The 14,034-nt window shown below is 66.7% G+C and carries 8 protein-coding genes; 2 read left to right on the forward strand and 6 right to left on the reverse strand.

Translation table 11 applies throughout. The features are described from left to right. Window positions 1-166: 166 nt before the first annotated feature. Genes I6I07_RS21130 through I6I07_RS21155 form a run of 6 tightly spaced genes read right to left on the reverse strand, consistent with a single transcriptional unit; the run spans window position 167 to window position 12,569 of the window. Entirely contained in the window at window positions 167-3,340 is a 3,174-nt protein-coding gene (locus tag I6I07_RS21130; protein WP_198483579.1) for a helicase-related protein, read from the reverse strand. After that, a complete protein-coding gene (locus I6I07_RS21135) occupies window positions 3,330-5,186 on the reverse strand; it encodes a phospholipase D family protein (RefSeq protein WP_198483580.1) in 1,857 nt (618 codons plus the stop codon). Before I6I07_RS21135 ends, I6I07_RS21130 begins: the two co-directional genes overlap by 11 nt. Then, on the reverse strand, window positions 5,176-6,354 hold the full coding sequence (locus tag I6I07_RS21140; protein ID WP_198483581.1) for a DUF6361 family protein: 1,179 nt from the start codon (window positions 6,352-6,354) through the stop codon (window positions 5,176-5,178). Before I6I07_RS21140 ends, I6I07_RS21135 begins: the two co-directional genes overlap by 11 nt. Window positions 6,355-6,358: 4 nt before the next feature. Then, a complete protein-coding gene (locus tag I6I07_RS21145) occupies window positions 6,359-9,760 on the reverse strand; it encodes a UvrD-helicase domain-containing protein (protein ID WP_198483582.1) in 3,402 nt (1,133 codons plus the stop codon). Beyond that, on the reverse strand, window positions 9,757-12,411 hold the full coding sequence (locus I6I07_RS21150) for a PD-(D/E)XK nuclease family protein (RefSeq protein ID WP_198483583.1): 2,655 nt from the start codon (window positions 12,409-12,411) through the stop codon (window positions 9,757-9,759). The genes I6I07_RS21145 and I6I07_RS21150 overlap by 4 nt, the downstream gene beginning before the upstream one ends. Continuing rightward, a complete protein-coding gene (locus tag I6I07_RS21155) occupies window positions 12,408-12,569 on the reverse strand; it encodes a hypothetical protein (RefSeq protein WP_176400658.1) in 162 nt (53 codons plus the stop codon). Before I6I07_RS21155 ends, I6I07_RS21150 begins: the two co-directional genes overlap by 4 nt. Before the next feature lie 209 nt (window positions 12,570-12,778). Between I6I07_RS21155 and I6I07_RS21160 the strand changes: the two genes are divergently transcribed. Further along, window positions 12,779-13,270 (forward strand): helix-turn-helix domain-containing protein, encoded by a 492-nt coding sequence (locus tag I6I07_RS21160; RefSeq protein ID WP_087837358.1) that lies wholly within the window; start codon window positions 12,779-12,781, stop codon window positions 13,268-13,270. Next, window positions 13,267-13,923 (forward strand): nucleotidyl transferase AbiEii/AbiGii toxin family protein, encoded by a 657-nt coding sequence (locus tag I6I07_RS21165; protein ID WP_198483584.1) that lies wholly within the window; start codon window positions 13,267-13,269, stop codon window positions 13,921-13,923. The genes I6I07_RS21160 and I6I07_RS21165 overlap by 4 nt, the downstream gene beginning before the upstream one ends. Window positions 13,924-14,034: the final 111 nt, after the last annotated feature.

Consider the following 14,034-nt stretch of genomic DNA (forward strand, 5'->3'; position numbering starts at 1 on the left):
GATGTGGGCCTCTGACGGTAAAAGCGACGGTGAGTACTCATGTCAATTGCAGTCAATCCCTTTAACCATACGGGTTTGAGAGCCCCGTTGATGATCGAGTGGGCGGACGGGTTACAGCGTAGCTGAGCGAACTTTATCGTGGTTAGCGGCGCCACTCTGAATCAGCTCACACGCTATTTTTGTTTGATTCGAGATCAGCGCTGAAGGTGTTTGAGGGCTCGAGCTGAATTTGGAGATCCTCAAGAGCTGTAATGTCTGAGCCATCCACCATGAGCGTATGAAGGTATTCCAATAACTCGTCTTGTCTCGGCTGTCCGAATGCAAGTCGATATATAGCTAGACTACGTTTAAGCCACGCGAGTCGCGTGATTTCCCGACTGAACGGCAGCATCGGCACGCGCCGCTCGACGCGCACGGAACCTTCGTAGATCCAATAGGGGATGAGATCGGTGTCCACTGCCGCCTCAGACCGCGCGTGCTCGAACATCAGCTTCCACGGATCGTCAGGAGCCTGCCCGCGGCCCCTGACGACCGCGGCCTGACGCTCGGCTAGGTTGAGGCGCACGGCATGGCCCTTGAAGCGGTGGACGCGGCCTTCGCGCTGCTCGAGGTCCACCGGGTTGCTCGGCAAGTTCCAGTGATAGACGCGATAGCAATAGGGATGAAAGTCCAGCCCTTCCTGGCCGACTGACGTGGTGGCGAGAACGAACGGCCGGAACGGTGAGTTGAAGGCGTCGCGCACGCCTCCGAGCCGCGCGACGGCGCCGTCTTCGTCCTTGTAGTCGGCGAGCCGCATGGCGAAGCGTCCGCGCATCTGGAACTTGCTGATGGCGAGGGACTCTCCATCGACCTGTACGTCATCGACGTCGATCTGCGACGGGCGGATGGCCAGGGCCTGAGCCATGGTGTGGGCAACACCGATTGCGCGATCCTCGGCTGGGCGGGCCCCGAGACCTTCGGCATCGACGAGGTAATGTGCGTATTCGTCCAGGACGGCCTGTAGGTTGTGCTGGGCGCAATAGGCCAGCACGCGGCGCCAGTAGTGATCGTCGGTATCCCGTCGCAGCAAGGCGACCGCGTCATGCTGATTGAACAGCGCCCGGAACGACCAGGCGACTTCAGCCGCTGCGCTTAGCAAGCGCGGGTCATCCCACGCCAGCTCGGGCGCGATCCGCTTGAGGGCACGAAGAGCGCAGACGGCCGGACTGCCGAGCGCGACGTCAACCAGTAGATCCGAAAGATCGTCGGACGGAGCGCCGATGTCGCGAGTCTTCACCGCTGTCGCTAGTTCGGCGACATGATCGTGGAAGGCGTCTTCGCTCGCCAAGGCGCGCATGCCGTGCGGCGTTTCTAGCCAGGCGCGGGATCGCGCGCCCAGCAGGTCATCGATCACGGCTGGGGCGGCCCACTCGGCGCTGTGCGCGTCCTGATGCGATACCGCGCTTTCCTTCAAAGCACCGAGGGCGGGCTTGAGGCGGTCGCCCACAGCGGAGCGCATTCCCTCCAGCGACAGGGCGGCCCTCGTTCCGCTGAACACCGCCAGCGGATCGGCCAGCTCGGCGAGCGCCGGCGAGGGATAGATCAGCAGCAGCGCGCGCAGACCCGCGAGCCGGCCGTGATCCTGCCGAAACTGCAAGGGACGCAAGCGATGCTGCTCGAAATAGCGCCGGCCGGATTCGCCGACGCCCATGCGCCGTTCGGCTTCGTAGGACAGCAGGGCTGCGATCGCATCGGGCACCATGGACCAGGACGAAAATATCAGCGCCTTGGTCAGCGGGGCCTTGGCTCGCGCCTCGCCGTAATAGGGCATGGCGGCGGGTATCCAAAGGTTCTGTTCCAGATGCTGGCCGAAGATGTCGTCCATGATCGCGCGCATGCGACCGTTGGCCGGGTCCAGCGGCGCATAGGCGTCGATGGCGTCGTGATCGAGCATGGCCGGTCGAGCCGCCTGGATTGCGGTGCGGAGCACGGCCGAAGGCGCGTCGATCTGGTCTTCCAGTAGCCGCTTCAGGCTGTAGTGGCGCATGAAGTTGAGCAGATAGGGCGAAGACTTCCAGTATTCGATGATCTCCGGTGCATCGAGCGTGCGCGCCACCTGAGAAACGGCGGATGCCTGCGCGAGGTCGGTGGGCGCGATCGAGACCGCAATGGGAGGCTCGCTCATCATAGAGTCGCGCTCGACCGTGGATGCGACCCGCTCGGTTCGGGCGATCACACGACGCAGGCGCCGTTCGATGGTCTGGCGGGTCTCGACCGCTGAGGCATGTGACTGTGGGAGGGCATGTAAGAGGCCGCGGAAGGCGCGCATTTCACGCGCCAGCGTGGCTGCCACCTCCGGCCCCTTTTCCCGGCCGTAGAGGAAACTCAGGGTCTCAAGGAAGTCCTGATAGTGGTCGCCTTCGTCGGGCTCGTCGCCGGCGAGCGTGAGCATCCGGTAGGGTGTGGCGGAGAGCAGCAAGGTGCGGGCGCCATGCCCGTCGCCTCCCGAGTAGTCGAACAGTTCGCGCGCGAGGATCGCCGCGTCGCTGTCGCCATGCAGCAAATCCCGAAACCGCTGGAACTCGTCCATGATGATGAGGTCGGGTTTCAGCGCATCCACGCAGGCGTGGGACAGCTTGGCGCGGAGCCGGGCGACCAGGCTGTTGCGGGGCTGTGTCATTTCTGCGGGATAGGTGTCCCGGCGGCGCGGGAAGAGTTCGCAAATCCGTTCGAGTTCCTCGAACAGGTCGCGATCCGCCTGCACTTCGCGGCGGAAACGCTCGAGGATGCGCTTGTCGACGCCTTCGAGGGTGAGGTTGTCCACAGCGCGGTTCCAACCCTCGACGCCGGCCGTGACCTGCAACAGGTTGTGCAGGCCGCGCGGGCGCGTAACGAGGTCGCGCAGGAGATGGAACAGCAAGGCGCGTTCCTGCGTCACACCCGTCGCGGAGCGCAGATCGAAGGTTGTGCCCGGCGTCAGGCTGATGAAGTTCACCCTGTTGGCGTCGAGGCCCGCCTGGTCGCGCAGTTGCAGGGGAACGAGCGTCATGCGGGTCGGCAGGGCCAGCTCGCGCCGCCCGAGGACGTTCAGCCGGTTGAGGTTCTGGGCGGCGATCGCCTGGTTCGAGCAGATGTAGAGGATGTCGATCCGCTTGGTGTTGTCCCACAGGTGTTCGATCATGCGGGCGATGACCCCCCGCGCCACCATCGTCTTGCCGAGGCCGACTTCGTCGGCGACCAGGAACTGGCGGACAGGATCGTCCTGGCCGTAGAGCCGATCAAAGACGTAGTCGACGGTGCGCCGCTGAAAGACTTTGAGGGGAGCGAGCGCCACGTCGGCGCGAAACCGTTCATTCGGCATGCGCGGCATCCTGCGTGGCGAGCGCAATGCGGAATGTGTTCCAGAGTGCGCGGAACTCGGCCGGAATCGGATCGGTATCGTCTCCGTCGCCGGTTTCCAGGCGTGCGATCAGCCGTTCAACGGCGCGAAGCTGGTCCCCGCCCCGGCAGAAGGCCCGAACCATCTCCTCGAGGATGGGCGCGTCGTCGCTTGCCGCGCGCCAGGCGCCCTGACCTGACCTGTCCTGCGCCGCGAGGGCGGCGGCGAATGGATCGCCCAATTCGGAGAGGAGCAGCCGGAGATAGCGGAAGAAGGCGTCCTTGCTGTCGATCACCCAGCGCAGGATCGCGGCGTGGCGCTCTGCGGGCAGCCCCTCCATCTTGAGCCCGGTGCTGAATAGGATCGAGACGTCTTCCGTCTCGTCCGTCAGGTGACAGGCGAGGAACCGGGTAAGGTCGACCAAGGGCATTGTGCCAAGGTCGGCGGGCTGTCCCTGTCGGAGCGGCTCCAGCACATCGCACGCATGTCCTTCGCCCCGCGTGATCGGCCAAACTCGCAGCGCACCGAGCCCGGTAAGGGGCAGCGGTTCGGACGGGATCAGCCAGACCCGCCAGACCGGCGCGCCATCGGCGGCGTGCTCGCCGCGCTCGCAACGGAGCGTGAGGCCGCTGCGGCAAATCTCGCGCCGGGCCTGATCCAAACGGGCCTCGGCGGCTCGTTGCGTGGCATCGGCGGCTCCCGTCTCGTCGCGGACGAACGGCCGCGTCAGCCGGCCAAACCCCTTGTCGCCGAGGATCTCCTCGACGCTGCCGACCCGCGATCGCTTCCCGGTCAGGGTGGTGAAGATCTCGACATTGCTGCCGGTCAGCAGTGCCGGCCGCGTGGCGTTTCCCGAGCCGACCGTGATCGCGGTGTCCCAGCCGCGTTCGGCGATGAACGCCTTGGCATGGAGCCCTTGCAGGGCCGCTGCGTCCTCCTCCTCGCCATCTTCCGTGGCCGCCATTTCGTCGAGCACGGCCACGCGGGCAAAGCCATCGAGAGTGGCGCCGGGCACCTGGGCGAGTTCGTCGGATCGCCCGATGAAGATGGGCTTTTCGGCGCTGGCCAGACCGGCGAGCATCGACAAGGTTTGATCGTCGCAGAAGGGCGAGACTACGCCCAGCCGAACGCAGGGTTCCGGGCGCCATGGCTTTCCGCCGAGGCCATTGACGGCGAAGGAGACGCTCTGGAACGGTTCGGGCAGGCTCCATTCGGCGCGGCGCATGTCTTCGGCCAGGTCATCGACAAGCGTCTTCATTCCGTCGGGAACGCCGACGGTCGCGAGGTCGGGGAGCTGGCGAAGGAAGTCGGCGACCGGGCGGTTGACGGCTTTGGGCTGCCTGGTGATCACGCCATCGAGGGTGGCGGCGATGTCCCATGAGCGATCGCGCGTCAGGTTTCTGGAGAGAATGAGCAGACGCAGGCGGGCGGGGTCTTCGGGCTGCAACGGCGTGAAGCGCAGCGCCCACATCTTGGGGTGGAAGGCCCCGCCTTGAGGGGCGGCGACCTCGACGATGATGCGTTCGAGCAGCGAGCAAAGGCGGGAATGTGGCCGGGCGCTCGCCTGGATATGGCCGGCGTCGGTGAAGACGACGAGGCGGCCGGCGATGCGCTCGGCGCCTTCCAGCAGCGCCAGAGGATGAGAGAGAATGTCGTCGCGGTTCTCGGAGGCGAAGAGCGCCAGACTGACCGGCACGGCGAGCGCGGTCTCGAAGTCGAGCGAGAAGGTCGCGGCGACCGCCGAGTCGAAGACATAGCCCGCCGGCGGCTGAAGATTGGCGCCGTAGAGCATTCGCTGTTCGGGATCTAGGCTGCGGCTATTCAGCATGGGCGAGATCCCGCAGGTGGGATTTGGCCTGCGCCCAGCGGAAGCTGAGGCGATCTGCGCCCGATGCGCCGGTCCAGCGGTCACGGACAGCGTGATTAGCGTAGCGGGACTGGCTGGTCTTGAGCCGGCGTTCGCGCTCCTCGACGAGCCGCCGCGCCGCGGGCGCCGAGATTACCTGCTCCGTCCCGGCCAGAACCAGATCGCGCCACTCATTCACGAACTGCTTGGCGGCTGGTCGGACGGCGTGCGCTGGGTGCTCCACGACATTCCAGAAATCATCGAGCGACCACGCGCGGACTGCGCCGGTATCGAGTTCGTCGCTCCAGGCTTCAAGCCGAGCGCGATAGTCCTCTATCCAGTCGTCGCGCTGGCGCAGCTCGCTGAGCGCGAGGTTATAGAGCAGCGCGGCGCCGTGCATCACATGGGAGAAGATTTCCCCATGCTGGACGAGGCGGCGCGCTGCGGATGGAAACGCCGACAGATGGGGGTGCGTCCAGATGTAGTCGCAGCCCGCGTCGATGCCTTCGCGCGCCAGCATCGTGAGCAGTGCGGTGGGCTGGCTGGCGATCAGGCGGTCGATGAGGAATTGCGCCTCGTCGGTGGTCAGGCGGAAGACGGCGTGCTCAAGCAGGTCGCCGGGCATCTGAGGCAAGGCTGGATTCCAGAAGGCGGGCGTCTGGGCGCCGGCCAGAGCGTCTTCGCCGCTGGATGCGCCGCGCGACCGGCCACGGCCCCGCAAGGCGACGAACAGACTGTCGAGCGAGCCCGGAAAGACCCGGATGCCCCACGCGCCCAGGCCAGCCCAATAGACGGAACTCGGCAACCGCTGGAGCCGTGGTCCTGCATCCCGGCCGATGATGCCGTTGAACTCACCGCCGGCTTTCAGGGCGTCAGCAAGCCGGATTTCGGTGTCGCGCGCCTCGGTGCGGAGCTGCGCTTCAGGGACTTCGCGCTTTTCCAGCGCCCGATAGAGCCAGGGAATGAACAACATGTATCGCAGGCGCGTCTGGATCGTGCTCGTGCCCGGAAAGAGGTGATCGGCGATGGAATCCCGGATCGCCCCCAGCCCCAGCTCGTCGCGGGTCTCGCGCTCCTGAAAGAGCGCCATGATGCGCTGCGCGCGCTCCCGCTCGGCTTCATCGAAATCGATCCAGGCAAGAGACGACATGGGCTCAGGCCGCCTCGCTCTCGGTCGGCTTCGTCGGCAGGACGGGAATGACGGTGCCGGAGGTCATCAGCACGATCAGGCCGCGGTCGGCGCCGGTCATGTCGAGATAGGCCCGCACCTGCGCGCGATAATGATCGAGCGTTCCCGGCGTCGGCGTCACATCGCTTTTCCAGTCCACGACGACGGCGGGGCGGCCCTCGGCCGTCAGGGTCAGGGCATCGGCGATCCCGGCCGTTGCGGTTTCCACGCCGTCGGCCGCCTGTGCGGAATAGACGGGAAATTCGGCGAGAAGACCCGGCCGCAGGGCCGCGATGTCAGGCAGAGCCAGGGCGCGGGCCACGCAGGCCGCCAATTCCTGCGCCGACAGCCCCGTCGCCGGGTTGGCGACAGGACACTGGCCGAGGGCGCGGATGAGGTGGCCAGCTCGTTCGGTCAGGGCGGCTTCCTCCTCCTGGGTTTCGCCGGTCAGCACCTCTTCCATGAGCTTGTGGAGGATCAGCCCGCGCTCGCGGCCGCCCTGCACCGGGGCGACGGCATCCAGCTCGGGAGGCTGGTCGTCGCCTGACCCTGTCCAGAGGGCCGCCTCTTCTTCCCGCATCACGGTCCCGGCGGCGTTTTCGTCACGGCTGGGCGCGAGCCAGGTCAACCGCGTCTGCGCGGCCGCGATGGCTTCGGCTTCGGCGGCGAAGCTCGCGCGCGTCTGGGTGTTGCCCGCGCCCGCGCCTGCGGCCGCGAGACCGATAGGTAGGTGAGAGACGTCCAGGCCGGGCAGGTCGGCGAGCGACAGATCGACGAGACCGATCCAGGCCGATTTCGACGGCGTGGCGTTGAGCCGGGGCAAGACGAGGAGTTCGCGGGCGCGGGTGGCCGCGACATACCAGAGCCGGATGCGTTCGCGGTCCAGCTCCTCCTTCTCCGCCTGGCGCGCGGTTTCGTAGCCCTCGGGCACGACTCCCAGGACCGGGCAGTAGAAGGTCTCGGTCTGGCGGTCGATCACGGCGCTCTCGGGCGCCATGACGCCGGTCATGGTGTTGACCGGAATGACGATCGGCCATTCCAGCCCCTTGGCCGCGTGCATGGTGAAGAGCGCGACCGCTTCCTCCTGGGCGTCGGGCCTTCCCTCGACGGCGCGTGCCTCGTCGGACCACGCCGCTGTCATCGCCTCGGCGAAGGCGCGCAAACCGCGCACGGCGTAGCCGGTCGACAGGCTGAGATAGAGATCGACATTGGCGAGCGCACGCTCGGCCTGGCCGCGATGGCGCTCGAGGAGGAGCGGACGGACGCGCAACACATCCACGGCCTGCGAGAGCAACTCGTGCGGGGTCGTGCTGTTGCCGCGCCGGGAGAGCGATTGCAGCCGCTCGATGACGTCGCGCGCGAGCGGGTGCGCGATGATGGCGGGATCGATGCTGAGATCCAGACGCGGAATCCGATCCGGCTGTTCCTCCGAGCGCGGAAGCCCCCAGATGATGTCCAGCAGGTCTTCTTCGGTGAGTCCGACAAGAGGCCCGCGCAGCAGCGCGCCGAGCGCCAGCGTGTCGCGGCGGTCGGCCAGAACGCGGGTCAGCGCGATCAGATCCTGCACCTCCTGGCGGCGGAACAGCCCCTTGCCGGCTTGTGTCGCCACGGGGACGCCGCGGCGTTCCAGGGCCTCCTCATAGCGCCACAGCTCCGCGCCGGTTGGCGCCAGCAAGGCGATGTCGCCCGGCTGGCAGGGGCGCTCGGCGCCGCTACGACGGTCGATGATGGGGTGGCTTTCGATCAGCCGGGCGCACAGCTCGGCGATGGCGTCGGCTTCAGCATCGCGCTGCTGTTCGGCGCTGGCCTTGCCGTTTTCGTCGGCCACGGCGATGTCGAGAGCCGCCAGGCACAGGCCGCCCCGATCGTCATGGAATGGGTCGAGCGCGGTGAAGCCCGGCTGGCCATCGGCCGAGAGAACGGCCTCGAAGCGCTCGTTGACGAAGGTGAGGATCGAGGCGCAGGAGCGGAAGTTGGTGGAGATCGACAGAAGGCTGTCGGGGTCCTGGGCGCGGAAGGCGTCGCGCGCCTGCACATAGGCGCCGACGTCGGCGCCCCGGAAGCGATAGATCGCCTGCTTCGGGTCGCCGACCAGGAAGAGCGCGCCCGGCCGGATTTGGAAGCGGGTCCAATCGTCATCGCCATCGACCGGCTCGCCACACAGCCGCCAGAAGATTTCGGTTTGCAGGGGATCGGTGTCCTGAAACTCGTCGACGAGGACATGGGCGAAACGCTGTCCCAGCGCCTCGCGCACGGCGTCGTGGTCGCGCAGCAAGTCGCGCGCGGCGAAAATCAGATCGTCGAAATCGAGCTGGGCGCTGGCGCGCTTGTGGTCGCGATAGCGTTGCAGGATCGGACGCGCTTCGCCGATCAGCGCGGCCAGGGCATGGCCGGCGACGGCCTGCGCCAACGCGACCCAAGCGTCGCAACAGGCGGTGTAGTGGGTCTCGGCGGCGTCGTTCAGCCGGTCGCCATCGGCCTTGGAGAGACCGGCCTGTTTGGCCGTGGCGGCCCATTTGCCCTTCTTGCGGTAGGAGGCGAAAGCGCCGGTCTTGGTGCAAAGATCCGGGTGGGGCCGCGCGGTCAGGAGCCGAACGAGGCCCGCGGGCGTCGCGGGATCGGAACCGTTCGCCACGGCGGTCGCCATTTCAGCCAGCCGCTCGACGATCGTTACCGTTTCCGGCTCGGCCGCCGCCGTGCCATCCATGAAGTTCGCGAAATCCGCCGTGGCCTGCCGGAACGCCGTGAGGTGGCCGCCAAGTGGAGAGACGGGCGGGGCCGTGAGTGTGGGGCGACGGCGTATACTCTCGGCGATCTTATGGATGAGCGCCACGGTCTCGCCGGGGCTGTGCAGCACCAGCTCGGCCAGGATACCGCCCTGACCGCCGGACAGGCGTTCGCGCAGCCAGCCATCGACAATCTCAAGGAAGGTGAGGTCGGCCTGGTTGCGATCCGTAACGCCGGCGCCGGGATCGATGTCGGCCTCCGCCGGATAGGGCTTGATCAGGCGCTGGCAGAAGCCGTGGATGGTCGAGCAGGTGATTTCGTCGATCGCGGCGCTGGCGGCGGCGAGATTGTCGCGATGGGTCTGGGATAGCCCATCGGGCAGCGCCACACGCAGCTCGGTCGCGATCGTGCCGGCCGAGAGATCGGCAACGAACTCGCGGACACGTGATAGCAGCTCGCTCGCGGCGAGTTCGGTGAAGGTGACGGCGGCGATGGAGCGCGGCGCGACGCCTTCGGCCAGCATGGCGGCGATGCGGCCGGCCATGACGGCGGTCTTGCCTGAGCCCGCGCCGGCCTCGACCAGGATCGAGCGATCATGGAGGCTGATCGCATCGCGGCGCGCGCCGTCGTCCTTCAACACTTTGGACACGCTGCTCATCATTCCGCCTCCCAGACCTGAGCGACTTCGCCAAGCCGCTCCGTGGCGGCCGGCATTTTGCGTTTGCAATAGGTGGCGCTAGCGTTGGCCGGCAGGGCGAAAGCGAGGTCGTCATAGTCGCCGCCGGTATCCGGGCCAGGCAGGGCCGCGCCTCCGGCGAGACTCGACCGTGCCGCGCGCAGATAGCCCGTGATCTCCTCGAGCACGGCCTCGGGATCGTCGAGCTGGAGATTGACGGGCTCGCGCGGATAGAGCAGCGAGGCGCTGATGGCGACATCGTCGCCGAGGAGCGCCTTCACCGCGAAGGCATAGAGACAGCGCTGAAGCTCTCGTCCGCCATTGAGGCGGATGTCGCCGCGCGGCGGCCGTCCGGTCTTATAGTCCCGCACGAGGGCGCGCTTGCCGTCGCCCGAGATGTCGAGCCGGTCGATATAGCCGGCGATGTTGAAGCCCGTGTCGGGAATCGCGACCGGCTCGCTCGCATCCCAGGGCGTTTCCGCGTCGGATTTCGGCTCCAAGCCGCCGAAGGGCACCTCTCCGTAGGAGCGTGCGCCCGGCAGGACATCATCACCATAGGACAAGGCGCGGCCCGCCATCACGCGGGCGTCGTCGAGCGTGCGGCTCCAGATGACGGCCGGCGGAACCGGGCGCTCGCTTTCCCAATCGGCGGCGACGGCTTGTGCGGCCCGCGCCACCGCTGCTTCGATGGCCTCGGCGTCGGCGGAGGCAAGACCGTCTCCGGTTTCGAGGTCGCGCAAGGCGCGGTCGAGAACCAAGTGAACGAGATCGCCGATCCCGAGCGCGTCGAGCACGAGCGGTTCGGTGCTGCTCTGCGGTTCATGCCATCCGAACGCGTAGACCCACACGAAACTCAGCGGATTGCGCAGCAGGCGGCGCAGCGAGCTGGCCGACTGGGTGCGGCCGAGGATGGCGAGAACGAGCGGATGATCTGCCCGCACGAGCCCGTCATGGGGAGTAATCTCGGCCTGCCCCCAGTCGCGCCAGCAGCCCTGCGCACCGACCGCTTGCGGATCGGCTGCGAACTCTTGGGGCCGGGCCATGAGGCGGTCTGTTTCGCTGAAGGCGTGCGCCGGTGTCGCGTTGCGGCGCAGATAGGTTTCGTCGCCACGCCCGGCGAGCAGAGGGCTGCGACCCAGGAGACGCCCGTCGTTGTCGCGCCGGGCGCGCGACAGAACGACGGTGTCGGCCGTCGTGGCAAGGATCGTCTCGAAGTCGCGGCGGTCGGCGAGGTTGACCGGCAGCGGGTCGAGCACCTGGGTCGGGATGATATGGCCCGGGATCAGCCGGTCCTCGGCGATCCCGCGCGGCCAGCGCGAGGAATTAAGCCCGATGAGCCGCACGAAGCGGCGGGGCGATGCCGCGAGCGCGCTGGCCGGCATCCAGGCGACGCAGACGCACGCTTCCAGTCCGTCGTCCTGCTTCAGGGTCTCCAGCGTGGCGTCGATCGAGGCGGCGGGGCCGGCGAGCAGAGCCTTGCGCCAGATCGCTAGCGCGCGGCCCTTGAGGAAGGCTTCTCCGATCTCGCTGGCGGCCGCCGATCCTTTCACAAGGGTCTCGACCGCCGTGCGCAGCGCAGCAACGTGGTCGGCGCCGTCGGGCCAGTCTTCTGGCGTCAGCCGGGCCAGCAGGCGGTTCCAGGCGCCTAGCGTCGAGAGCGGCGCATCGGTCGGCAGCACCCGCAGCCAGCCTTCGGGCAGGGTCTCGAAAGGCCCGCTGTCCCGGCAGAGCGCCGCGAGGCGGCGCAGCCGCGACTGCGACAGGCCGCGAACTACGATGTCGGCCAGCGCCGCAGCCGCCTGGCCCTCGCGGGTGGCGACGGTGCGGATGCCATGGATGAAGTGAAGGTCGATGTTGGCGTCGGCACGCAGGGCCAGGAAATGATCGTCATAGTCGGCGGGCGAAGCGGTCGCGATGGCGATGTCCGAAGCCGGGATGCCCGAGGCAAGCAGGCTGCGCGCCCAGCGCATCGCCTCAATGGCCTCGTGATAGGCCGTCGCCGCGCTGGCGGCACTGATTCCCGGCGCATGCGCCGGTGCGCGCGAGACCGTGACGCCGGTGCCGTCCAGCCATGCGGGAACGCTCCTCGGGCCGGCCGTCCATCGCACGGGGATATGGGCGGTGAGCGCCTGGAGCAGCGGCCGCCAACAGGGCGAGAGTTCGGTAAGGCCGACGATCTCCAATGGGCCGAGGACCGCCGTGGCATGACAGATACGGGCGGTTGCGGCGGTGACGATGTCGCGAGGCCGCATCATGCCGGACGGAAGCTGGTCGAGGACGGCCGCTTCCAGACGCGCGATGGCGGCGAGACGCGGGTGATCGGCCGCGCGTGCGGCAAGATCGATGCCCGCGCGCCAGGCTTTGTGGAGCGTGTCGGCCGCGGCGTCGATCATGCCGGGAAGAGCCTTGATGCTCTCCAACTCCCCCATCGGCGTGGCAGGCAAGGCCGCCTGGATGGCCGCGCGCAGGCTCTCGTCGTCGATAGGGCGGGCGAAGCCGCCCGCCAGCCGGACGGCGGCCTGCTCGAAGGACATGATCTGGAGACCGTGCCGACCACCAAGGCTCGCCGCCAGGCGACTCACCCGCATGGCGAGGCGACCGTGAATGATCAGGGTAGATCGGTGAGTAATGCTCATAGCAGCACGCCCACTTGTTCGCTGCTGAGTTTGGTGGCCGGCCAGAGCCCCCCTTCCACCGGGTCGCATTTTGTAAAGTCTGCCAATTTGGCGAAGAGAACTACGTCGATCTTCAGCTCGGCAGCGACGGCCGGACCTTGCGGTTGTGTCTCGTCCATGGAATCCCCTGTGGCGCCCCTCCGTAACAGGCATTACGCCCTGTTACGCTCTGCCAAGATATTAGCGCTAGTTGCCAGACATTTCGGCAGGCAAGAGCCAGCGCAGCGCGGGAGGTAGATCGGGGCCGGCGGATCCGGTTCTTGCAGGTCACGGCAGGCAGGGGTAATATGTCAAAAATATAAGACATTTTAATCGCTTGCTATTTGCCATGAATCTCATCGATATCGGCCATTCCGTGCGGGTCCGGCGCTCTGAACTGGGCTTGTCCCAAGCGCAGTTGGCTCACCTCAGCGGCCTGTCTCGTCAGACGCTGGTCGGCCTGGAGAACGGCACCCTGAGCGATCTGGGCGTCAACCGGGTGGGAGAGGTCATGGCGGTGCTGGGTCTGGACAGTCCGAAGCCGGATACGCAGGCGCGGCGCAAGAAGCGCGGGCTCTGGATGGCCGCCAAGACGGCGAGTGTCAGCTATGCGCAGGAACTGGCGCCCGAGACGCTGGAGCAAGCCTTGGCGAGTGGGGAAGTACCTGCTTCATTTGCTCCGCACCTGACGCATTTGCTGGATGAGGCGCCCGTGCCTGTCGTCGTGATGGCTGTTGAGGAGGCTGCCTCGCATACACACCAGCCGCCAAAGCAGGTCTGGCGCAACGTGGCGAAGCTGGCCGGATCGTTGTCCGTGCATCGTCGCGAACTGTGGGCATGAAGTCCGGAGCATTGCCCAGCGGTCCCTGGGAAAAGCTGTTCCCGCGGGCGCTGGCGCTGATTGACGAGATCAGTCGATATGGCGGCATTACGGACCCATTCTGGACGTTGGGTGGTGGAACGGTGCTGATGTTTCGGTACAGCCATCGGCTGAGCAAAGACATCGACATCTTCGTGCCTGACCCCCAGTACCTCGGCTTTGTGTCGCCGCGATTGAGCGACACCGCTGCGGATTTGACGCAGGACTACACCGAGCAATTAGGTACCTTCGTCAAACTGCAGTTCGAGGAGGGCGAGGTCGATTTCGTCGCTGCTCCCAATTTGCTGGAAGATGCCTGGGACACATGGGATATCGGCGGTCGCGCAGTCAAAGTAGAGACTGCCGCTGAAATCATTGCCAAGAAGATGGACCACCGCGGTGATCGGGTCACGGCGCGGGATCTTTTCGACTTTGCGCTCGTGATCGAGCGCGAGCCTCGGCAGCTTCTGGCAGCGACGCCATTCCTTCTACGCCATCGGGAGGCATTCCTGTCCCAGATCCGAGCGCCGCATGCCAGCTTGCGCGCTGCGTTCGAGGCCATCGCTACGTTGGAGTACACGCCCAGCTTCGATCATTGCGTAGCCGTGGTCGGGGATTTTCTGGGTGAACTGTAGCCTCTTCGCATGTGGTCATTCCCCGTCGTATTGGAGCGCGCTAAGATGCATCCTGATCGACAATAAGTTCGAAAATGTCGACGCCGCGCAAATCGCTCCATAATCCGCGCC

The sequence above is a fragment of the Achromobacter deleyi genome (assembly GCF_016127315.1).
GTDB lineage: Bacteria > Pseudomonadota > Gammaproteobacteria > Burkholderiales > Burkholderiaceae_B > Achromobacter > Achromobacter insuavis_A.